A 21,708-nucleotide genomic window follows, 5' to 3' on the forward strand; every position below is an offset into this window, starting at 1 on the left:
AGCGGCCAAATCAATCCCGAAAGTCTTCAGACGTAAAACCCATGGCTCTTGTTCCACAATAAAGCGTGGGGAATAGCGAAATCGAATGCACCCCTTCAGATACGAGACCCGAATCACCCCCTGCGGGCCTGCCCGCGCCAAGTGCGAACCGCGGTCACGCCCCAGCGCGCCAGAAGCGGAAACACACCCGTGGCGACCAGGGAGAGCAGCAGCACCGGCGACAGCAGCCCGTCCAGCCTCTGCAACTGCCCCAGCTGCGTACCGGCATTGGCGAAAACGGCCGTGGCCGGCAGCATCCCCACCAGCGACACCCAGAAATAAGTCCAGGTCCGGATTGGCAGGAGTCCCATCCCGGCATTCACCAACAGGAACGGGAACACCGGAATCATCCGCAACGCGAAAAGATAGAACGCCCCCTCGCGGACAAAGCCTTCATTGATCCGCCGCAGCTGCCGCCCGTACCGCCGTTGCACCGCGTCGCGCGCCAGCGCGCGGGCCGCCAGGAAGGTCAGCGTTGCACCCAGCGTGGAGGCGAGGGAAGACAGCAAGGTCCCCCAGACCACCCCGAACAGGGCACCGCCCGCCAGGGTCATCACCACGATGCCCGGCACGGAAAACGCGGCGACCACTGCATACACCACAAAAAACAACGCGGCCGTGGACAGGGGCCGCGCATCCCGCCACACCTCCATCTCCCCGCGTGCGGCCCTCAGGCTCTCGACGTCCAGCCCCGCCCCCGCTCCGGCCAGCAGCCAGACGCCGACCAGAGCCGTCAGCGCGGCCAGCAGCCCCCAGTAGTAACGGTTCAAGCGCGGTTCCTCGCGTGCATCACCCCGAAAACCATGCGCGGCAAACCCGTACACTGCAAGGATGAACACATCGCAACCGCATCCGTACGACGCACTCAAGCCCGGCGTCATCCTCGACGCGGTCGAAACCACCGGCCTGCGCTGCGACGGGCGCCTGCTGGCACTGAACAGCTACGAGAACCGGGTCTACCAGGTCGGCATCGAAGACGCCACGCCGGTGATCGCCAAGTTCTACCGGCCCGGGCGCTGGTCGCCGGATGCCATCCGGGAGGAACATGCCTTCAGCCAGGAACTCGCCGCGCGCGAGGTCCCGGTCGTGGCCCCGCTTGCGGACGACCGGGGCGAAACGCTGCACGAACACGCGAGCTTCCTGTTCGCCGTCTACCCGCGCTGCGGTGGGCGCGCGCCGGATCTGGAGCAGCGCGACACGCTGGTCCGCATTGGCCGTTTCATCGCGCGTATCCACGAGGTCGGGCGCGCCGCCCGTTTTCGCGAGCGCCCGGTACTGGATCCCGTTCCGCGTGGGGAGGAGGCGCGCCAGGCCGTGCTCGCCTCCGGCTATCTGCCACTGGAACTCGAGTCCGTCTACCGCGACCTCAGCGCCGACCTGCTCGAACGCATCCAGCACACACTCGACAGCATTGGCCCAGTCCCGCAACTGCGCCTGCACGGAGACACCCACCCCGGCAACATCCTGTGGACCGACGCCGGGCCGCATTTCGTGGATCTGGACGATGCCTGCACCGGCCCTGCAATGCAGGATCTGTGGATGTTCCTGTCCGGCGAGCCCTCGGAAATGGCCTGGCAGATGCAGGCCCTGCTGGAAGGCTACGAGACCTTCGTGCCGCTGGATCGGCGCGAGCTTGGCCTGATCGCCCCGCTGCGCACCCTGCGCATCCTGCGGCATGCCGCCTGGCTGGCCCGCCGCGCCGACGACCCCGCCTTCATCGACGGCTTCCCGGTCTTCTACACCCCGCGCTACTGGGAAGACCACATCCTCACCCTGCGCGAGCAGGCCGCGGCCCTCGACGAACCCGCGCTCGAGCTGGGTTACTGAACCACCGGCCCCGGCCTCATCGCAGATTCCGGATCAGCTCCAGCACCGAGTCGCGGGTGTCATCCAGGGCCGTCAGCAGCGCCTCCTCCGCCTCGCGGGCCGATTCGTCGTCCCCGTGCAGGTGCCGCGCATGCTGCGCCCAGGTGGTATGCAGGTGGCGCCCATGCGCCGGCAGTGGCTCCGGCAAGACGGAGGTCAGGTCCCGCACGCTGGCTGCGCGGCCCCAGCCCCGAATCCAGGTTTCCGCATCGCCAATCCCGGCTGGCGCATCGCTCTCGACCGGGTGGAAATAACGCCGGTAAAGAACCACCTGCTGGAGTTCGTTGACCTCGCGCGTCAGTTCGAAGGACGCCTGGCGCCAGTTGCGGTGCAGTTCCGATGTCTCGTTGCGCCAAGTGTTGTAGCCGAGGGAGGAGATCGCGATCATCAGCGAGATCATGGCGACGCTGTGCCGACGCAGTTGGGCCCGTATCCGGTGCCTCCGAGGAACCCGGAGGACATCAGCCCTCGGAGCTCGACGCCAGACTCCGGCTACCAGATGCCTGAACCAGCTTTTCAGCTTGCCGCCCATTGACGCTCGCCTCACTGAAACCAGGGAAACACTGATCAATGTTTCCCCAAGGCTTTCTGTTTCAGTAACTAGCGTCTTTCACCGGCCTTTCCCATGCCCGGGCGTCCGGGTCTGCGGTGCCGGCGTCCAGTCCCTCTGCCTCAGGCGGAAACGCCTTCCGGCCGCGTCCCCACAATGGCGCCCAGGCCACGGTAGTGTTCCAGGAGCTGGCGGCCACTGGCGACCAGTTCATCGGTGACCTCCAGTCCGAAGTCACCGGCCACCCGCCGGATCTGTTCGGTGCCCGTCGCCGGCGCCTCGATCACGCGCCACAGCAGGCGGGCACCGAGCGGATTCAGCTCGGCGAAGCGCACGCGCTCCTCGCCCGAGCGGTAGGCCAGCAGATAGGTCGGGACCTCGCCCGGCTGTTCCGGCTGGAACTCCGTCCCGATGCGATGCACCGGGTACTCGTAGGCGAGCAGACGTGCGGTGGTGGAGAACACCGGGACCCCGGTCATCAGGTCGCCTGTGCAGTCGAGGTCCGCGGGGCACCTATCCTCGGCGTAGACCAGCTCCGTCTCGACCCGCTCGTAATGGGCCAGCTCCGCCAGAAACGGCGGGTCGCCGGGCTGCGCCATGCGTTCCTCCGCCAGGTAGCGCACGAACTCCGCCGCCAGCTGCGGGAAGTACGGCGTCTCGCAGCCATGATCGCGGTAGAAATCGCGCACCAGTTGCTCCCAGGCGGCGGTCTCCAGCAACCCGCGCAGGACCGGAAACCCCCTGGCCAGCAGGTTCGCCACGTTATTGAAGAACAGCCGTCGGTAGATCCCCAGTCGCCGGCTCTCGATCCCCTCCGGCGCCGGGTAGCGTTCGGGGTCGCGCAGGTGCCGCGCGAACGCCTCCTGGATCTGCTGGAAGTCAGTCTCAGGCATGCAGGATACGATCCTCATCGCCGGCCCGCGCCCGGAGCTGCAGATCGCGGATGCGGTCGGTTTCCGCCAGCAGCTCCTCCAGCGGCGGGAAATTGAAATCACGTTCGAGCAGCGTCGGCACCGGGCCGATACGCGCGTAGGTCTCGCCCAGCAGATCCCAGACATCATTGCAGATCGGCTGGCCATGGGTATCGACGCGCAGATCCGGGGCCTCCACCTCGTGCCCCGCGATATGCAGATAGCGCACCCGCTCCAGCGGCATCGCGTCGAGGAAATCGGTCGGCGCATACCCATGGTTGATGCTGTTGACGACCACGTTATTTACGTCCAGCAGCAGGTCGCAGTCGGCCTCCTCCAGCACCGCGCGAACAAACGTGATCTCGTCGAGTTCAGCCCCCACCGGGGTGTAATACGAAACATTCTCCAGCGCCATCCGGCGCCCGAGGATGTCCTGCACCTGACGTACGCGGTCGGCCACATAGTGCACCGCCGCCTCGGTAAACGGGATCGGCATCAGGTCATACAGATGCCCGTGGCCATCGCCACAAGCAGAAAGGTGTTCGCTGTAGTCCTCGATCCCGTGGGTGTCCAGGAAGCTCCGCAGGTCCTGCAGGAAGTTTCGATCCAGCGGGCGCGGCCCGCCAATGTCCAGCGACAGCCCGTGGCAGACAAAGGGCTGGGCCTCGGTGTATTCGCGAAAGATGCGCCCCAGGCGTCCGCCCAGATGCATCCAGTTCTCTGGCGCCGCCTCGAAGAAGCCCAGGCGTTCCGTCGCCTCCGGGGCCTCGGCCAGCGGGCCCAGAAGGGCCCGCCGCAAACCGAGCCCGGCACCGCTGACGCGGGCCGGGTTGACGGGCTTGATACCCCTAGCCGCCACAGGTTCCCTCGCCGCAGGCGCCTTCGGAATCCTTGTCATCGCCGGATCCGCCGCAGGTGCCTTCGCCACAGCTGCCTTCGCCACAGCTGCCTTCGCTGTCCTTGGGTTCGCCGGCACCACCGCAGGTGCCTTCGCCGCAGGTGCCTTCGCCGCAGGCTCCTTCAGCCAGCATCAGCGGCGACTGGCCACCCTGCTGATAGCCGTGGTTCAGGTCGGCCGATGCGAACACCGGGCTGGTGGCCATGGCCATGCCGATCGCCGCGCTGCCGACGGCCCCGGCGAGGGTCTTGGTGGAAAACAGATCGTTCTTCATGATGTCGCTCCTCATTTTGCGATTATGGACCCTTTGGCTAAGACTCCTGGGGTCCGTTCAGTCATGGCTGCTCGTGCAGCTCTTGGTATTACCCCCTGTTCATCATCCTCCGACGGATGTAGTAGTCGACGCTGACATAGCGCCCCGCCCCCCAGAAGAACAGAACCAGCAGCATCACGAAGAAGGTCGCCGCCATCTCGATCCCGTTATTCACGATGGCGAAGCTCCCGGTCTCGGTCAGCCAGTTGTAGTTGCCATGTTCCTGCAGGATGGCCTTGGCCCGGTCCAGGCGCATCTGTGCCTCTTCGATCCCGGAACAGTTGAACAGACACATCATCGGGTCGGAGATGCGCTGCCAGCCGTGCTCGAGATGTACCGTGACTGCCGCCACGACCATTGTGATCATCAGCGGGATGGAGAACCACCGCGTCGCCAGCCCAAGCAGCAGCGCGATCGCGCCCAGCACCTCGGCATAGGCCGACAAGAGCACCATCAGATACGGAAAAGGCAGGCCGAGACCCCAGTCGGGATTCCCGTACCACATCACCACGTTCGAACTCGGCAAAAAACCATCCAGCTTGTTGGTCCCCGCCATCCAGAACACCGGGGCGAGGTAGAGCCGTAAAAGCAAGGGCGCCAGGAAGTCCGCGCCTCGCGTCCAGTCCAGCCAGCCCTGTATCCGTACTGCCAATGCTCCCGTTGCGCTCATGGTGCTAATCTCCATTTCGTCTGCGACTGAAGGAAAGCCTAGACCGACAGCCGTACAAGCACGCGGGGTCAGGCGCCAGCGTTTATGTTCGAGCGTCCAGATCCCACTCATGACCCCGATCCCCGGCAACCGGTTGCACAAAGGTCCAAGGTGAACCCCAATCACAAGAAAAAAGGACGTTCGATGGATATCAGCCCCCACGAAGACGTACTGTCGACGGTACTGGCGGCCTACAACCTGCGGGCGCGCATCGACACCAATCCACGGCTGTGCGGGGAGTGGCAGCTCAGCACTGCGGGTTCGGGGAATGCCAGCTTTCACCTGGTCGGCGAGGGCGGCTGCTATCTGCACATGGAGGACATGACACCGGTCTGGATGGAAGCCGGCGACCTGCTATTGCTGCCCCACGATGACTGGCACCTGATGGCCAGCCGCGACACCGTGCCCGATCGGGAAAACCACCTGACGCTGGTCGAAGGTACAGATCCGCCGGACACCCCGGTCACGCAGCTACTGTGCGGGCACTTCGAGTTCGATTCCGGCCGGCGCAACCCGATCCTGGCCGCCCTTCCCGGTCACATCATCATCCGCCGGCGCGAGTCCGGCGAGCGCCTGGCGCACCTGGCGGACCTGATGAACATCGAACTCGCGGAGCGCTCCTCGGGCTACCGCCCGGTGCTGGACCGTCTGGCGGATACCCTGTTCGTGATGGCCGTGCGCCACCACATCTGCTCACAACGCGAACACTCGGAGGGATCCCTGATCGCGGCCCTGGCGGATGATCGCATCCGCCGCGCGCTGGATGCCCTGCATGCCCGGCCCGAGGCGAGCTGGACCCTGGAAGGCCTCGCCAGCGAGGCGGCCATGTCGCGCAGCAGCTTCGCCGAGCGGTTCCACACCCTGGTCGGGCAGACCCCCATCGACTATCTGACACAGTGGCGCATGGTCCTGGCCGAGCGGCTGCTGCGCGATGGCCGCGAATCGGTCGCCAGCGTGATGGACGCGGTGGGCTATACCTCGGAGGCGGCCTTTCGCAAGGCCTTCAAGCGGGTACATGGTTTCGGGCCAGGACGCCTCCGGCAACTGCTGCGCCGCCTGGGGTCCGGCCCGACCTGACGACAGCGGTCAGAAGGTATTGGCGACGCTGGCCACACCCGGTGCTCGCGAGCGGACCAGGCGTTCAACGACATTCTTGAGATCCAGCGTAGAACGCGGGCAGCCGACACAGGCCCCCTTCAAGCGGACGCGCACGGTACGTCCATCGAGTTCCACAAACTCGATATCACCCCCGTCCTGCATCAGGATGCGACGTGCCTCCTCGATCGCGGCCCGTACCGCATCCTCGTCGATCGGCCCGTCCGCCGGTACGTCCGCGGCCTCGCGTGCGGCAAACGTCTGGGCCCGATCCAGGCGCAGGGCAAGCTCCGGATCGAGTTCCTCGATCGCGTCCAGCTCATCTTCGCTGTAGAAGTGGTCGGGGTCATCGCGCAGCAGATGCGACACGTCCACCATCACCTGTGCATTGTCGGGTCCAGCCATGCTCGCGCCTCCGGGTACTCGGCTTTTGGCCAGTATAGCAACGCCCCGCTGCAGCCCGGCGCGAAGCCGCACCCGCCAGCCGGGATCCGCGACCTCGCGCGCCGGGGGCCAGCGTAGCCGCACCCGGAGCCGGCGCAGATCCTCCGCATCCATACGCCCGGCATGCAGCCACAGCCGCCAGACCCGACCGGAGTCCCGCACCCGTACCACCAGCACCACCAGGCGCCAGAAAACCCGCGACTCGGGCAACACATCGACCCAGTCGACCTGCTCCTGGCGCAGGCCCTCGGCCGTGGCAAGCCAGGTTGCCCCCTCGGAAGTCTGACCCAGCCAGTCCCAGGCGGGCGGCTGCGCATACCACTGCCACCACCATCCGCTTACGGCCAGCACAACGACCGAAGCCAGCGCCCACAAGGGGCTGTATACCAGCACATAGCCGGCCACAAGCAGGAACAAAAGGACCTGACCCGCGCGCGCGAGCCGGGGCAGCACCGGGTCAGGCCGGAGGCGCAGCCTGAGCGGCGGCGCGGATCGCCGGGACAAGCCGGGCTATCCCTGCGTCCACCGTGGTCTGGCGACCCATGACCACATCCAGCAGCACATTATCGGGGTAGTCGAGCAGGCGCTCGAAGGCATCGCGACCCTCCTGGTCCAGTTGCGCATATCCCTGCGCGAGAAACTGCCCGAGCAGCCAGTCATTCTCCAGCATGCCGCGGCGGCAGCGCCAGCGGGTCCGGCTGTCGGGTTCCATCACCAAAAACCCCGCCCAGCCCCCCCGTAGGAGCCTGCTTGCAGGCGAAACCCCCGCCCGCGTCCGACTTTGGCAGGGGCATTCGCCTGCAAGCAGGCTCCTACGGGGACTGAACCGCCGTTGTACAGCCGGTGGCTCACAGCGACTTCTTGAGCATGGTGCGGCGGATGTCGCTGATGGCCCGGCTCGGGTTCAGGCCCTTCGGGCAGACCTGGGTGCAGTTCATGATGGTGTGGCAACGGTAAAGCTTCCAGGCATCGTCCAGCTCGGCCAGGCGGTGATCGGTGGCCTCGTCGCGGCTGTCCTGGATGAAGCGCGCGGCCTGCAGCAGTGCGGCCGGGCCGAGGAATTTGTCCGGGTTCCACCAGTACGACGGGCAGGCCGCGGAACAGCAGCCGCACAGGATGCACTCGTACAGCCCGTCCAGCTGGTCGCGATCCTGCGGGCTCTGTTTGCGTTCGACCTCGGGCTCCGGGCTGTCATTGACCAGCCAGGGCTCGGCTCTTCGGTACTGGTCCCAGAAGTTGTCCATGTCCACGATCAGGTCGCGGATCACCGGCATCCCCGGAAACGGGCGCAGCGTGACCGGCGCTTCCAGGTCGGCCAGCGGCGTAATACAGGCCAGGCCGTTCACGCCATTGATGTTCATGCCGTCGGAACCGCAGACCCCGTGCTGACAGGAGCGACGAAAGCCCAGGGAGTCGTCCTGCTCCTTCAACAGCAGCAGTGCATCCAGCAGCATCATCCCCGGCTCGATCTGATCATCAGTCAGGGTGAAGCGCTGCATCTTCGGCAGCGTGTCCGTCTCCGGGTTGAAGCGGTAGATCGAGAATTCCATCCGTTCCTTCCTCTAGGGAAACACTGATCAATGCACGCGTTCGCGCTCGAGTCACTTTTGCGTGCGAACAAGGCGCGGCGACTGCCGTGCAGTCATTCTGCACAAGGAAGCCGCAACGCCGTGCGCGCGCCCGTTTTTGATCAACAACGGGCGGCCGAGCCCCTTCGGGGTTGGCACCCCAGGTTCCCCGATCCTGCGTTGCGCCCAGAATCCATCAGAAACGGGCGGGTAGAACCACTACCCGCTGCTCGACGCGCCTTGTCTCGGAAAACCTGGGGTGCCAACGCGAGCGTGTGCATTGATCAGTGTTTCCCTAGCGCGTGCCGCTGCGATTCGCCGTGCGAACCGCATCCCGCGTCGCATTGCATTCCCGGAGAACCATTAGTACACGCGCTCCTTCGGCGGGAACGAAGCCACGGTGTTCGGCTGGGTGCGCACCGGCTTGTAGTCCAGGCTGTCGTCCGCCAACGAGTACAGGCTGTGCTTGAGCCAGTGCTGGTCGTCGCGCTCGGGGAAGTCGATGCGCGAATGCGCCCCGCGGCTCTCCTCGCGCCCCAGCGCAGAGCGGATGGTCGCGATCGCACAATCCATCAGATTCTCCAGCTCCATCGCCTCCACCCGCGCGGTGTTGAAGGTCGCCGAGTGGTCCGCGATCACCGCGTGGTTCAGACGCTCGCGCAGCGCGCGGACCTTCTCCACCCCCTCGCGCATCACCGCGTCGGTGCGGAATACCGAGCAGTGGTCCTCCATCACCTTGCGCAATTCGCGCTTGAGCGGCTCGACCTGCTCCGCGGAGCCATCGCCCGGGTCCTTGCGGTCCCAGCGCGTCAGCCGCGCCAGCGCCTGCTCCACCGCGGTCTCGTCCAGCGGCCGGTGATAGCGGTTCTCGGCCAGGTATTCGAGGATGTGGTTGGCCGCCGCGCGCCCGAACACCAGGATATCCAGCAGCGAATTGCCGCCCAGGCGGTTGGCCCCATGCACCGAGACGCAAGCGGCCTCGCCAGCCGCATACAGCCCCGGCACCGGGTCCTCCGGGGTGTCCTTGACCGGCGCTACCACCTGGCCGAAGCGGTTGGTCGGGATCCCGCCCATGCTGTAGTGGCAGGTCGGGAACACCGGGATCGGGGCCTCGATCGGGTCCACGCCAAGGAAGGTCATGCTCGACTCGCGGATACCCGGCAGGCGGCTGCGGATGGTGTCCGCACCCAGGTGGCGCAGGTCGAGCAGAACATGATCGGCATTGCGCCCGCAGCCGCGCCCCTCGCGCACTTCGGTGGCAATCGCACGCGAGACCACGTCGCGCGAGGCCAGGTCCTTGGCCCGCGGGGCATAGCGCTCCATGAAGCGCTCGCCCTCGGCGTTGATCAGAAACCCGCCCTCGCCTCGCGCGCCCTCGGTAATCAGCATGCCGCGCCCGGCGATCCCGGTCGGGTGGAACTGGACGAACTCCATGTCCTCCAGCGGCACCCCGGCGCGCAGCGCCATCGCCATGCCGTCCCCGGTATTGATCAGGGCATTGGTGGTAGTACGAAACAGCTGCCCCGCCCCGCCGGTCGCGATCAGCGTGGTCTTGGCCTCGATCACGATCGGCTCGCCGGTCAGGATCTCGAAGGCCAGTACACCGAGCACGAAGCCCTGCGCGTCGCGCAGCAGGTCCACCGCGAAATACTCGTCAAAAAAATGCGTGCGTGCGCGCAGGTTCTGCTGGTACAGCGAATGCAGGATCGCATGCCCGGTACGGTCGGCCGCCGCACAGGTGCGCGCCGCCTGATCCTGGCCGAAGTTCTGACTCTGCCCGCCGAACGCGCGCTGGTAGATGTTGCCGTTGTCCAGGCGCGAGAACGGGACGCCGAAGTGGTCCAGCTCGTAGACCACCTTGGGCGCGGCGCGGCACATGTACTCGATTGCGTCCTGGTCGCCCAGGTAGTCCGAACCCTTCACGGTATCGAACATGTGCCAGTGCCAGGAGTCGGGCAGCACGTTGGCCAGCGCGGCGTTCACCCCGCCCTGCGCGGCCACCGTGTGCGAGCGCGTGGGAAACACCTTGGAGACCACCGCGACCTTGGCATCGCCGTTGGACAGCTGCAGGGCGGCACGCAGGCCCGCACCGCCGGCGCCGATGATCAGGGCGTCGAATTTGCGCCGTGCCACGTTCATGCCAGTCCCTTCATGCAAGCCCCGCTCGAATCAGAATGAAAAACGCCCATAGGCCCGTCAGGAGCAACCCTCCGCCGCCGAGTACGAACACAACAAGCCGTGCACCGGGGGCATGTACGTAGTCCATCACCACATCGCGCAGACCGATCCAGGCATGCAGCCAGAGCAACAGGACGAATACCGCCGTCACAAGCCCCACCACGGGGTGTCCCATCACCGCCTGCCAGGCCGCATGGTCCGGCGGCGCGGCGAGCACGAAGAATCCCAGGGCAAGGACCACGTACACACCCACGTAGACCGCCGTGATGCGTTGCAGCAGCCAGGCGCGCTGTCCGCTCAGCAGCTTCACAGGATCAACCCCAGCCACACCAGCGCGGTGGCCAGAAGCCCGGCGTACAGGGCATCACGCGCCGTACGCAACGAGCCCTCACGGTCCTCGCCGATGCCGAATTCCATCAACATATAGCGAATGCCGGCGAACAGGTGATGCAGCAGCCACCACAGCCCCATTGCCAGCGCCGCAAGACCGAGCGGATGCTGAATGATCGCCACCGCCCGTGCGAAGCCCTCGGGACTCGCCAGTGAGTGGTCCAGCAGCCAAAGCAACACGGGAATCGACAGAATCAGGAAGACACCGGTAATCCGATGCAGAATGGAGACCACGGCATTCAGCGGGAACCGGATCTTGCGTAAATCCAGAAAGACGGGACGCCCCTGCCGAGTCATACCACCCCCATGAATGTAAAAAAGAAAATCAGGGCTGACACCCTGCAGCTGGTTCGTCTACTATCGAGCCGCCTGGTTCAGCTTACCACCCCAACCCCCGGCCGTGCGCCCCGTGCCCCGAGACCGAATCGGACCCGGCGGCGGACGACCGCGAGCGTCTCCACGGGAGATTTTCGATGCGCGAAGACTGGAAGCACCACTTGATTGACGCTGGCGCCGAGTTCGAGCAGGACGACCTCCTGCACTACGGCAACCCGGAGCGCGAATGCCGCATGGCTGTCAACGGCGAGGTGATCTGCGACCTCTCCCATCGCGGCCTGCTGGAGGTGCGCGGTGACGACGCCACCGACTTCCTTCAGGGCCAGTTCGGCAATGACATCCGCGCGGTGGACACCGGACACAGCCAGCTGTCCAGCTACTCCAGCCCGAAGGGTCGGGCCTACGCCGTCTTCCGCGTACTGCGCACCCGCGACGGCTACCTCCTGGAGATGCCGGCCGACCGTATCGAGCCGGTGGCCAAGCGTCTGCAGATGTTCGTGCTGCGCGCCAACGTCATCATCGAGCAGGCCGGCGACTCGCGCATCCATTTCGGCCTTTCCGGCCCGGATGCGGAAAAGGAACTGCAAGGCGTCCTGGGCGTGTGCCCCGGCGCACCCGAAGAGGTAATCGAGAAGAATGGCGTAACCGTCGTCCGGGTACCCGGACTGCACCCGCGCTTCGAGTTGTTCGGCGAAATCGACGCGATGCGCAAGACCTGGGACAGCCTCAATGTCCACGCGGCCCCGGTGGGCCCGCGCGACTGGGCCCTGCTGGACATCCTCGCCGGGGTCCCCTCCGTGGTGGAGGAGACCAGCGAAATGTTCGTGCCGCAGATGCTCAACCTGCATGCCCTGGGCGCGATCAGTTTCGAAAAGGGCTGTTACCCCGGGCAGGAGGTGGTGGCGCGCATGCATTACCTCGGCAAGCTCAAGCGGCGCATGTTCCGCCTGGCCATCCACAGCCAGACCCCGCCGCAGCCCGGCTCGCCGGTCTTTCGCGCGGACGGCAAACCGGAACAGTCGGATGGCGAGATCGTCGCGGCCGAACTCCACCCGGACGGGCTCTACTCCGCCCTTGCGGTCGTGCAGGTGGCCGCCGCGGAAGGCGAATTGCGCTGGGACGCACCGGATGGCGCGAAGGCCGAGGTCATCGAGCTCCCCTACGCCGTCCCGGAAGGAGCCTGACACATGCGCTTCCTGTTCTTCTTTTTCGTCCTGATCCTGCTGGCGCTGTGGGCGGCCTTTTTCAGCCGCCCCAACAACCCTACCCTGTCCAACTGGCTGTACGTGGTCGCCGGTGTACTGAGCGTACTGTTCCTGGTCGGCTACCTGCGACTGGATGGCGTGATCTAGGAGCCTGGCCCCTGCCCGCCACCGCCGGGCCTCAGGAGGCCAGGCGGTGGCGGTGCTCGTCGGATGCAGACGCGGGCTGGCCCAGACGCCGCTCCAGCTCACGTACGCCGCGGGCATGCACGCCGGACAGCGCGAACCCCGCCACCCGACCCCGGGCGTAATACTCGAGATGGCGCCCGGTGCCGTCACCGACGATCTCGACCCACTCGCCCGCGCCCGCATCGCTCTGCTGCGGCGGGCGCACGTTCAACGGCAGACTCGAGGTCTTGACCTGCACGATGCCCGCATCCGGCTGGTAGGCCGTGGGCTCGCCGGAGAGGGTGCGTGCCAGCGCCGCCGCCTGCCCGCGCAAGGTCTCCACATAGGGCCGCAGGCGGCCGTCGAACTCGCAGCCATCGCCCAGGGCGTGAATCGCCGGGTCCGTGGTTCCCAGGAAGGCATCGACCTCAATGCCCTGGTGACAGGCAAGCCCGATACGCTCTGCCAACGCCCGGTTGGGCACCAGACCCAGGGCACTGATCACGACTTCGGCCTCGATCGTGTCTCCACCCGCCAGGGACAGTCGTCGGCAACCCTGCTCACTCATCTCGATCCGTTCCACCGTAGCCCCGGTATGCCACTGCACGCCACACGCTTCGAGGGCCGCGCGCAGATCCTCCGCCAGTAACGACGGGAGCAGCCCGGACAGCGGCCCCGGCGCACGTTCCACCAGCGCAACCGGATAGCCACCGGCACTCAGGTCATCTGCGAGTTCACAGCCCACAAGACCAGCACCGATGATCGCCACCCGGGTCCGTTCCGGGGCGGCAGCGCCGGCTTCCAGCGCCACACGCAAGCGACGGTAGTCATCCAGACTGTTCACCACCAGCGGGGCCTCGGCACCACCGGCAAACGCCAGCTGTCGCGGCCGCGCACCGGTTGCCAGTACCAGCTGCCCGTAGGCGATACCCCCGCGCGGGGTGATTACGCGCTTGCGTTCGCGCTGGACATCCAGCACCCGCAGGAACGGCATCAGCTCGATGCGCAGGCGGGCCGCACGCGCCGGTCCGGTTTCCTCGACCAGGTCCGCGGGCGCTACCTCGCGCTGGATGGCATTGGAAAGGCGTGGCTTGCTGTAATAATCGCCGGAATCCGCAGTAATCAGACGGATGGTACGGTGCGGATCCCGCTCGCGCAGGGACTCGGCCAGCGCCCAGCCCGCCATGCCGCCACCGATGATCACGATCGCGTCCGGATCATTGCCGCCTTCGGGCCCGCTCCAGACACTTGCTACGGCAGTGGTATCGGGCTCGGCCGCGCGCGGCTCCAGGGCCGTGAAGTCGGCCTTGGTCACGTTACAGTCGGGACAGTACCAGTCATCCGGGATGTCCTCGAAGCGGGTGCCGGGTGCGAGCCCGGAATCCGGATCGCCCCTGGCCTCGTCGTAGATGTAGCCACACACCTTGCAGATGTAGCGTTTGAAATCGTCGGTGTTGCTCATCACGCGGCCTCCAGGCTGTCGAGAATGGCCTGCAGTTTTGGATCCAGTTCGGCCCCGATCGCCTGCAGGTCGGGCTCACCCCATGGGGCAAACACCGCACTGGCAGGTCGCGTGCTGACCCGCAGGACATCGCCTTCACCGGACACATGAATACGCAGCGGGATATCGATGCCGGCGGGCTTGCAGGCCTGCCAGACCCGCACGGCGTAATGGGGGTGGAACACCTCGAGAATCTGGTCGGTCGGGACCTCGACCCCGATCCTCGCCGCATTGGCCTGGCCGTTGATATGTGAGACCAGCTTCAGGCCCTGGGCCTCGATCGCCTGCTTCAGACGCTCCACGGCGTTCTCCGGGTCCATTCGGGTGATGGTTTGCAACATGGGGATTCCCTGGATTCGGGGCGCGCCCCCGGTCACACCGGGGCCGGCCGGGTTGGGGCACGAATTCAATGCGCGTGAATCCGCGCCAGCTCCTTGCGCAGGTGCTTGATCGCGGGCGTCACGATGGCGACAAAGTACGACTCGCGGAGCTTGCGCTGGGCCGCGGCATCCGCCTTGTAACCGCGCGCACCACAATGCAGCAGCGCGGACTGCGAGGCGCGCAGCGACATCTCGGAACCGGTCAGGCGCAACTGCAGCACATCGGCAAAGAACGCCTCGGAGTCATCGAACGGGGTCTCCGCCAGCGCGTAGCAGGCGCTACGGGCATCCCCCAGCACCTCCTCCAGTTCACCCACCTGGTCATCCAGGTACCCATTCACATGTGCCAGGGTCTCGTTGGCCTCGCGCATGGTCTGGATACAGCCATCAATCAGCCCCAGCCCCATGCCCATCTGCAGCAGCACGAAGCCGGGACGGATGCGGCGGATGTACTCCGGCAACGGGTCGGCGAGGATATGGGCATCCGGCACGAACACCCGGTCAAAGTGGCAGCCGAAGGTGCGCGAGCCCTCCAGTGCGGTGAATTCCGGGCAGGCGGTCAGGCTAAAACCGGGATCAGCGCAGTTGATCAGCGCCATCAGCGGCCGCGGATTGTCACCGGTGGTGCGGAAGATGGCACCGAAATAGTGATCCTGGCCCAGATTCGAGACCCAGGGCAGCGCGCCGGAGACCACGTAACCACCGTCGACCCGCTCGGCCGTCAGTTTCAGGTCCTCGATATTGGCGAACCATTTCATCGGGTTGGACAGCGCAGTGGCGCCCAGCGCCTCGGCGTTGGCCAGCTTCGGCAGGGCCTCGCGCTTCAGTACGTCGGAGGCGCTGTTCTCGACATACCAGGCGCAGGCGTTCTGACACCAGGCGACAAAGCCGGTGGTCATGCATTCGGCGGAAATCACCTCGGTCGCGCGGATGGCCCCGGCGATATCGGTGCTCGCCGTCGCGTTCTGGCTGGCCAGATGACGCTTGAAGGCGCCCAGGCGACCGGCCTCGCGCAGGAATGCTTCGGGGTAGACACCCTCGCGGTCGATGCGGGCGGTCAGCGGCGCCAGGTCGCTTTCCACCAGCGCCTTCAGCGGGATGTCGGCGTCCGCCGGCCCTGCGGCCGGCGACACCCCCGTCTGTCCATCAGTACGGGTTTGCAGCATGGAGTTTCTCCCCCGTTCGGGAATGGCGGGTGATTCAGGCCAGTTCGACGCTGACATTCACCGGGTTGCGCATGGTGTTGGCCACCGGCGACCAGAAGTCGGCGTGGGCAACCAGCTCCTTCAGTGCTGCCTCGCTCGCATCGCCCTCAAGATGGGCCTTCACCCGGATATCGCTGAAGCCCAGGCGCTTGTTCACATCGGTATCACCCACGCCCCAGACGGCGGTGACATTGATGTCGCCCTCGAGCGTCAGCTCCAGCTTGGTCAGGGTGATCCCGCGGTCGATCGCGTTGGCATGCATGCCGACGGACAGGCAGGCCCCCAGGCTGGCCAGCACGGCCTCGGAGGGGTTCGGGGCAGTGTCGTCGCCCAGCAGGTGCGGCGGTTCGTCGATCACGTGGGCCTCGAGATCACGCACGAAGGTCAGATTGCGGAACTTGCCTTCGCAGACCGTGGTGGCCTTCAGGGTCACAATGTTTTCGGGGTTGGCCTTGCCCTTGGCGGCCAGGTTGTCCAGGCCGCCATGGTCAATCGGCTCCAGTGCGTCCATGGACAGGGAAGTGGTGGCTTCGACTACGGACATGATCTTGCTCCTCACGGTTATCGGGTCTTGCCCGGCCTGACGCCGGGTCGTGCAGATCCGTGCGAAAGCCGTGCCAAAACCGTAAAAAGAGCGTCATGACGCCAATTCCCAGCCTCTCGGTACGCTCTCCTTCAGGCCTGAAAGTGACAATTCGTTCTCTTTGGTCGCAGCATGACGGACAGATTGTCCACTCTGTCCGTCATGCTGCGACCGCGTCCGCCTCCGGCGCGAGGCACACCGCTCGGCATACCCCACCCATAACCCGCGCTACAAAGCGACTTCCGCCCGTCCGGGACGCACCGCCCCGGTCCTCACTGGATATTTGGCACGCCCCTTGTAAGGACCCCGTGTATCACGTCCGCCGCGTCATACCGACCCGGCGGAACATGAACCGAGGCCAGGAGGAATCCCATGGGCGCCGCCATCTCCATCGACTGCATCACGCACCACTATCCCGGGCAGGAACAGCCCACGCTGAGAGACATCCGGGTCAATGTCAGTCCCGGCGAGACCGTGGCCCTGATCGGTCAAAGCGGCTGTGGCAAATCCACCCTGCTGCACATGCTGGCCGGACTGCTGCTGCCCAGCGAAGGCTGTGTACGCATCAACGGGCATCAGGTGATCAAACCAAGCCCGCGCTGGAACATGATGTTCCAGAAGCCCTCGCTTTACCCCTGGATGACGGTACGCAAGAACGCCTCGCTGGGGCTGATCTTCCAGGGCCGAAAAAAGGCCATGCAGGGCCGCATCGACGAGCTGCTGGAAACCGTCGGCCTGACCGACAAGGCCGAGGTCAACGTGCAATCGCTGTCCGGCGGCCAGCAGCAACGCGTCGCCCTCGCACGCAGCCTGGCGACCGATCCGGAACTGCTGCTCCTGGACGAGCCGTTTTCCGCTCTGGATGCCTTCACCCGCGTCGCATTGCAGGACGAGGTCACGCGCCTGGCCCGCGCACGCGGCATCTCCGTTGTGTTTGTGACCCACGATATCGAGGAGGCCGTGGCGATGGCCGACCGCGTACTGGTGATGGGTTCCAACCCCGGAACGATCACCGCCGAACTGTGCGTTGACATCGACCACCCGCGCGATCGCAACAGTCAGGCCTTTGTCGACCTCAAAGCCGAGTTAATGGGGCACTTCGGCGCCACCCGCACCCCACCAGCCGACCCGCAACAAACCGACGAATCCCGAATCACAACGCCCGAAGCCGCGGCCCAGAGCCCGACGGCGAAGGCAGTCGCTGGCGAATCCCGCAAGCGCGCTCGCGCCGCCTGATCCATCGCTGTTCCTACCCGAACCCGATACCGAGGAACCACCACCATGTGCAATTGCGACAATCACCACGACATCGACCGCGAGCTGGACAGCCTGCTGGACCGCAGCTTCTCCCGGCGTAACTTCCTGCGCACCGCCGCCGTCGGCGGCCTGGCCGGCACCGGGCTGGCCCTGCCCGGATCGCTGTTCGGTGCCGAACCGGGCAGCCTGGAGGAACCCGAGGGCGTTGTCAGTGACTTCGACGGCGTCGTGCGTATCGGCTACATCCCGATCACCGACGCCGCCGCGCTGCTGGTCGCCCACTCCGAGGGGTACTTCGAGGACGAAGGCCTGGAGGTCGCGGACCCGACCCTGATCCGCGGCTGGTCGCCGCTGATCGAGTCCTTCGCCGCCAACCGTTTCAACCTGGTGCATCTGCTCAAGCCGATCCCGCTGTGGATGCGCTATCAGAACGACTTCCCGGTCAAAATCATGTCCTGGGCCCACACCAACGGCTCCGCCGTGGTCACCGGGCGCCACGTGGACGTGCAGTCGTTCTCCGATCTGGGCGGCAAGAGCGTGGCCGTCCCGTACTGGTATTCCATGCACAACGTGGTCATGCAGATGGCCCTGCGCGACGCCGGGCTGACCCCGGTCATCCGCGACCAGGGCTCGGCCCTGGAATCGCACGAGGTTAACCTGATGCTGATGCCGCCGCCGGACATGCCGCCGGCCCTCGCCGCGCGCTCCATCGATGCCTACATCGTCGCCGAGCCGTTCAACGCGGCCGGCGAGCTACTGGCCCGGGGCAACCTGCTGCGTTTCACCGGCGACATCTGGAAGAACCACCCCTGCTGCGTGGTCTGCATGAACGAACGCCTGACCGACCGCGAACCGGAGTGGACGCAGAAGGTCATGAATGCCGTGGTCCGCGCCCAGGGCACCATCCAGGAGGACAAGAAGAGCATCGCCACGATGCTCTCGCGTGACGGCAAGGGCTACCTGCCAATGCCCGCCAACGTGGTGGAACGCGCGATGACCAACTACACCAACGACACCAGCTACGCCGAAAGCGGTGCGATCCGCCATGCCGACTGGGGCAACGGGCGTATCGACTTCTCGCCCTGGCCCTACCCGTCGGCCACCAAGATGCTGGTCGGCGCGATGAACGAGACCCTGGTCGGTGGCGACACCACCTTTCTCGACGACCTGGATCCCGACTTCGTCACCCGGGACCTCGTGAACTACGACTTCGTGAAGAAGGCGATGGAGAAGCACACGGCCTGGCACGACGCCCCGGGCGTGGATCTCGACTCGCCCTTTGAACGCAAAGAGGTGGTCGTGCTATGAACCGCGAAGCCACGCTAAACGAACCGAATCCGGCGCTGGCGCTCCTGCTCCCGTTGCTGCGGTTCGGCGACCAGGTCCGGCGCCGCGTGCAGTATCCGGCACTGGGCATCGCCGGCCTGTTCGCCCTGTGGTACTGGGGCGGCTGGGCCATCGCCAACAACGAGGACACGATGGCCTTCGCGAGCTTTGCTCCGGGGCCGACACTGGCCGCGTTCTGGGATCTGGTCGTCTCCGGTAATGTATGGAAGCCGATCGAATCCAGCTTGTATCGCGTGGGCTGGGGCCTCTTCTACGCCATCGCCATCGGCGTGCCCATGGGGGTGATGATCGGCTACTTCCTGACCCTGAAGCAGGTCACCCATGTGCCGTTCCAGTTCCTGCGGATGATCTCGCCGCTGGCCTGGATGCCGATCGCAGTGCTGGCCTTCGCGACCTGGGACGGGGCGATCATCTTCCTGATCGCGATCGCCGCGGTCTGGCCCATCACCTATGCCACGGCCCACGGTGTGCAGCGCATCGACCCCATGTGGCTGAAGGTCGGCTCCAACCTCGGCGCCAACCCCTTCCACACCCTGCGCTACATCGTGATGCCCGCGATCGCGCAGGATGTGTTCGCCGGGATACGCCTGGCGGTCGGGGTGGCCTGGATCGTGCTGGTCCCGGCCGAGTACCTGGGCGTAACCTCGGGCCTGGGTTACGCCATCAACGATGCCCGCGACACCCTGGAGTACGACAAGCTCGCTGCCTTTGTGCTGGTCATCGGCATCATCGGCTACATGCTCGACGCCATCTGCGTGCGCCTGATCAAGCGCAGCAGCTACCACGCCGAAGGCTAATCCCCGCACGCGGGACCCCTTGGGTCCGGCCACCCCGGCCGGGCCCTCCCCCCCATCGGGCAAGGCGCGCGCAAGCCAGCGGTGCGCCACCCCGCCCCGTCGCGGGGCACCGGCACCAAAACGAACCGCGCCGCTACTGCGCCAGACCTGTACAAGCCGCCATGGACGCACTGGCAGGGTTTCTGCATATCCTCACGCATGGCCCCGCAACACGCATCCGATTCGACCCCGCCCGACCTCGCCACGCGGGAGCAGGAGATCACCCTGCTGCTGGAGGTCGCCAAGCTCATGGGCCGCTCCGGCGACCCGGACGCCGCGATCTACCGCATCCTCGGGATGATGTCGCAGCTGCTGGGCCTCAACCGCGGCCGTGTGCTGCTGCCGGACCCGAACAGCGGACAGCTACGCATCCGCCACGCCTACGGCCTGACCGATGCCGAGCGCGACCGCGGCAGCTACAGCCTGGGCGAAGGCGTCACCGGGCGCGTGATGAAGACCGGCCAGATCGCCCTGATCCAGGACATCGACAACGAGCCCGAATATCTCGCGCGCGCCATCGACCGCTCCACCCTGCCGCAGGAGACCGTCGCCTATATCGCCGTCCCCATCGTGCAGGACGAACATGCCATCGGGGTCCTCGGAGTGCATCGCCTGCGCCGCCGTTCGCGCCAGTTCCAGGACGACCTGAACCTGCTGCGCGTGGTCGCCAGCATGATCGGCCAGGTCCTGCGCATCCACCAGCTCATCGCCGAACGCACCGCCGAACTGGTGTCCGAGAATCGCTACCTGAAGAGCGCACTGGACACCCAGGGCGGGCAGTACGGCATCCTCGGTGAGAGCCCGGCCCTGCGCCATGTCCTGAAGCAGGTCCACCGCATCGCGGACACCCAGGCCACCGTGCTCGTGACCGGGGCCTCCGGCACCGGGAAGGAGAAGATCGCGCGCATGATCCACCGGATCAGCCAGCGCAACGCCAGGCCGTTCATCTCCATCAACTGCGCCGCGATCCCGGCCGATCTGCTGGAATCCGAACTGTTCGGCCACGAAAAGGGGGCCTTCACCGGCGCCTCCAGCGCCAAGACCGGCAAGATCGCCCTGGCCGACGGCGGCACGCTGTTCCTGGACGAGATCGGCGACATGCCGGAGGCATTACAATCGAAGATCCTGCGCGTGCTGCAGGAGCGCGTGGTCCAGCCCATCGGCGGTTCGCGCGATATCCCGGTGGACGTGCGCATCATCGCCGCGACCCACCAGAACCTGCAGGCCGCAGTGAATGCCGGGGAATTCCGGCTCGACCTGTTCTACCGCCTCAACGTGATCCCGCTGCACATGCCGGCGCTGCGCGACCGCGCCAGCGACATCCGCCTGCTCACCCGCCACTTCCTCGACCGCTACACCCACCTGCACGGGTGGAACGTGGTCCTGGATGAAGGCGTACTGGAGCGCCTGGAGGCCTTCGACTGGCCGGGCAATATTCGGCAACTGGAAAACGTACTCGAGCGGGCCGTGCTGCTGTCCGCCGACGGCCGCATCGGCACACCACTGATTGACGAAATCCTCCACGAGGAGTCCCGCATCAGTCCGTTCGAGCGCGAGCCCCGAGGCTCGCACCCCAGGCCCGTACCCGCAGCGCCTGCGCCCCCTTACAGCGCAGACTGCACCAGTGCCGTGCGCCCCTACCAGCGCGTGCACGCCTCCGAGGCAGAACGCCTGACCCGCGCGATCGCGCAGGCACGCGGGAACAAGACCCGCGCCGCCCTGGAACTCGGGCTGACCCCGCGCCAGCTGCGCTACCGCCTGAAAAAACTCGGCATCGAAACCACTTAGCGCCGCCCCGGCACCACCGGACGATTCGTCCGCATTGGCCTGAATGACGTCAAAGTGTCAGCTCGCCGCGCCCCTGCAGGCGCCCCGGGGCGCCCGTTCCCTCTCGTTGGCATGGCATCTGCACAGACCCTCGATATGCGTGGC

24 protein-coding genes are annotated in these 21,708 nt (G+C 66.1%); 8 read left to right on the forward strand and 16 right to left on the reverse strand.

Translation table 11 applies throughout. The features are described from left to right. Positions 1–113 precede the first annotated feature (113 nt). A complete protein-coding gene (locus G332_RS0107995; protein ID WP_026340707.1) occupies positions 114–809 on the reverse strand; it encodes a TVP38/TMEM64 family protein in 696 nt (231 codons plus the stop codon). A 61-nt stretch (positions 810–870) separates the two neighbouring features. On the opposite strand from G332_RS0107995, the gene G332_RS12790 reads away from it, so the two are divergent. Beyond that, positions 871–1,866 carry a serine/threonine protein kinase gene (locus G332_RS12790; RefSeq protein WP_019626476.1) on the forward strand — a complete coding sequence of 332 codons (996 nt, stop codon included), beginning with the start codon at positions 871–873 and terminating at the stop codon, positions 1,864–1,866. 16 nt (positions 1,867–1,882) lie between these two features. Here the strand turns inward: G332_RS12790 and G332_RS0108015 are convergent, their stop codons facing one another. From G332_RS0108015 to G332_RS0108035, 5 genes are all read right to left on the reverse strand, one after another. Further along, entirely contained in the window at positions 1,883–2,305 is a 423-nt protein-coding gene (locus G332_RS0108015; protein ID WP_019626477.1) for a hypothetical protein, read from the reverse strand. Positions 2,306–2,577: 272 nt separating this feature from the next. After that, on the reverse strand, positions 2,578–3,348 hold the full coding sequence (locus G332_RS0108020; RefSeq protein ID WP_019626478.1) for a DUF2063 domain-containing protein: 771 nt from the start codon (positions 3,346–3,348) through the stop codon (positions 2,578–2,580). Next, positions 3,341–4,225 (reverse strand): DUF692 domain-containing protein, encoded by an 885-nt coding sequence (locus G332_RS0108025; RefSeq protein WP_019626479.1) that lies wholly within the window; start codon positions 4,223–4,225, stop codon positions 3,341–3,343. The genes G332_RS0108020 and G332_RS0108025 overlap by 8 nt, the downstream gene beginning before the upstream one ends. Beyond that, on the reverse strand, positions 4,215–4,538 hold the full coding sequence (locus G332_RS0108030; protein WP_019626480.1) for a hypothetical protein: 324 nt from the start codon (positions 4,536–4,538) through the stop codon (positions 4,215–4,217). The genes G332_RS0108025 and G332_RS0108030 overlap by 11 nt, the downstream gene beginning before the upstream one ends. 88 nt (positions 4,539–4,626) lie before the next feature. Further along, the gene (locus tag G332_RS0108035) at positions 4,627–5,262 is read right to left on the reverse strand and encodes a DoxX family protein (protein WP_026340710.1); all 636 of its coding nucleotides are present in this window, start codon (positions 5,260–5,262) and stop codon (positions 4,627–4,629) included. 168 nt (positions 5,263–5,430) lie between these two features. Between G332_RS0108035 and G332_RS0108040 the strand changes: the two genes are divergently transcribed. Beyond that, the gene (locus tag G332_RS0108040) at positions 5,431–6,363 is read left to right on the forward strand and encodes an AraC family transcriptional regulator (RefSeq protein WP_019626482.1); all 933 of its coding nucleotides are present in this window, start codon (positions 5,431–5,433) and stop codon (positions 6,361–6,363) included. 9 nt (positions 6,364–6,372) lie between these two features. On the opposite strand, the gene G332_RS0108045 is transcribed toward G332_RS0108040, so the two are convergent. The 6 genes from G332_RS0108045 to sdhC all read right to left on the reverse strand — a co-directional run bounded on the left by G332_RS0108045 (position 6,373) and on the right by sdhC (position 11,258). Continuing rightward, positions 6,373–7,329, reverse strand: a complete 957-nt coding sequence (locus tag G332_RS0108045; RefSeq protein WP_026340711.1) for a NifU family protein — start codon at positions 7,327–7,329, stop codon at positions 6,373–6,375. Next, on the reverse strand, positions 7,283–7,537 hold the full coding sequence (locus tag G332_RS0108050; RefSeq protein ID WP_019626484.1) for a succinate dehydrogenase assembly factor 2: 255 nt from the start codon (positions 7,535–7,537) through the stop codon (positions 7,283–7,285). Before G332_RS0108050 ends, G332_RS0108045 begins: the two co-directional genes overlap by 47 nt. Before the next feature lie 136 nt (positions 7,538–7,673). After that, the gene (locus tag G332_RS0108055; protein WP_019626485.1) at positions 7,674–8,375 is read right to left on the reverse strand and encodes a succinate dehydrogenase iron-sulfur subunit; all 702 of its coding nucleotides are present in this window, start codon (positions 8,373–8,375) and stop codon (positions 7,674–7,676) included. A gap of 381 nt (positions 8,376–8,756) precedes the next feature. Then, a complete protein-coding gene (gene sdhA / locus G332_RS0108060; RefSeq protein ID WP_019626486.1) occupies positions 8,757–10,532 on the reverse strand; it encodes a succinate dehydrogenase flavoprotein subunit in 1,776 nt (591 codons plus the stop codon). 10 nt (positions 10,533–10,542) lie between these two features. Beyond that, on the reverse strand, positions 10,543–10,881 hold the full coding sequence (sdhD, locus tag G332_RS0108065) for a succinate dehydrogenase, hydrophobic membrane anchor protein (RefSeq protein ID WP_019626487.1): 339 nt from the start codon (positions 10,879–10,881) through the stop codon (positions 10,543–10,545). After that, positions 10,878–11,258 carry a succinate dehydrogenase, cytochrome b556 subunit gene (gene sdhC, locus G332_RS0108070; RefSeq protein WP_019626488.1) on the reverse strand — a complete coding sequence of 127 codons (381 nt, stop codon included), beginning with the start codon at positions 11,256–11,258 and terminating at the stop codon, positions 10,878–10,880. Before sdhC ends, sdhD begins: the two co-directional genes overlap by 4 nt. 176 nt (positions 11,259–11,434) lie before the next feature. On the opposite strand from sdhC, the gene G332_RS0108075 reads away from it, so the two are divergent. Together G332_RS0108075 and G332_RS13680 are read left to right on the forward strand one after the other, a co-directional pair. Then, positions 11,435–12,481, forward strand: a complete 1,047-nt coding sequence (locus G332_RS0108075; RefSeq protein WP_019626489.1) for a folate-binding protein YgfZ — start codon at positions 11,435–11,437, stop codon at positions 12,479–12,481. A gap of 3 nt (positions 12,482–12,484) precedes the next feature. After that, on the forward strand, positions 12,485–12,649 hold the full coding sequence (locus tag G332_RS13680; RefSeq protein ID WP_019626490.1) for a hypothetical protein: 165 nt from the start codon (positions 12,485–12,487) through the stop codon (positions 12,647–12,649). Positions 12,650–12,680: 31 nt separating this feature from the next. Here the strand turns inward: G332_RS13680 and G332_RS0108085 are convergent, their stop codons facing one another. The 4 genes from G332_RS0108085 to G332_RS0108100 form a co-directional block, all read right to left on the reverse strand. Continuing rightward, on the reverse strand, positions 12,681–14,132 hold the full coding sequence (locus G332_RS0108085; RefSeq protein ID WP_026340712.1) for an FAD-dependent oxidoreductase: 1,452 nt from the start codon (positions 14,130–14,132) through the stop codon (positions 12,681–12,683). Next, the gene (locus G332_RS0108090; protein ID WP_019626492.1) at positions 14,129–14,509 is read right to left on the reverse strand and encodes a DUF302 domain-containing protein; all 381 of its coding nucleotides are present in this window, start codon (positions 14,507–14,509) and stop codon (positions 14,129–14,131) included. Before G332_RS0108090 ends, G332_RS0108085 begins: the two co-directional genes overlap by 4 nt. Positions 14,510–14,574: 65 nt before the next feature. Further along, entirely contained in the window at positions 14,575–15,714 is a 1,140-nt protein-coding gene (locus G332_RS0108095; RefSeq protein WP_019626493.1) for an acyl-CoA dehydrogenase family protein, read from the reverse strand. Positions 15,715–15,748: 34 nt separating this feature from the next. Beyond that, positions 15,749–16,297, reverse strand: coding sequence for an OsmC family protein (locus G332_RS0108100; RefSeq protein WP_019626494.1), 549 nt, complete (start codon positions 16,295–16,297; stop codon positions 15,749–15,751). Positions 16,298–16,708: 411 nt separating this feature from the next. Between G332_RS0108100 and G332_RS0108105 the strand changes: the two genes are divergently transcribed. From G332_RS0108105 to G332_RS0108120, 4 genes are all read left to right on the forward strand, one after another. Further along, positions 16,709–17,572 (forward strand): ABC transporter ATP-binding protein, encoded by an 864-nt coding sequence (locus tag G332_RS0108105; protein WP_019626495.1) that lies wholly within the window; start codon positions 16,709–16,711, stop codon positions 17,570–17,572. A 45-nt stretch (positions 17,573–17,617) separates the two neighbouring features. After that, positions 17,618–18,901 (forward strand): ABC transporter substrate-binding protein, encoded by a 1,284-nt coding sequence (locus tag G332_RS0108110; protein ID WP_019626496.1) that lies wholly within the window; start codon positions 17,618–17,620, stop codon positions 18,899–18,901. Next, the gene (locus G332_RS0108115) at positions 18,898–19,737 is read left to right on the forward strand and encodes an ABC transporter permease (RefSeq protein ID WP_019626497.1); all 840 of its coding nucleotides are present in this window, start codon (positions 18,898–18,900) and stop codon (positions 19,735–19,737) included. The genes G332_RS0108110 and G332_RS0108115 overlap by 4 nt, the downstream gene beginning before the upstream one ends. Positions 19,738–19,935: 198 nt before the next feature. Further along, positions 19,936–21,564, forward strand: coding sequence for a sigma-54-dependent Fis family transcriptional regulator (locus G332_RS0108120; protein ID WP_019626498.1), 1,629 nt, complete (start codon positions 19,936–19,938; stop codon positions 21,562–21,564). The last annotated feature ends 144 nt before the right edge of the window (positions 21,565–21,708 follow it).

Origin of the sequence: Thioalkalivibrio sp. ALJT (genome assembly GCF_000381825.1) — a bacterium.
Classification (GTDB): domain Bacteria; phylum Pseudomonadota; class Gammaproteobacteria; order Ectothiorhodospirales; family Ectothiorhodospiraceae; genus Thioalkalivibrio.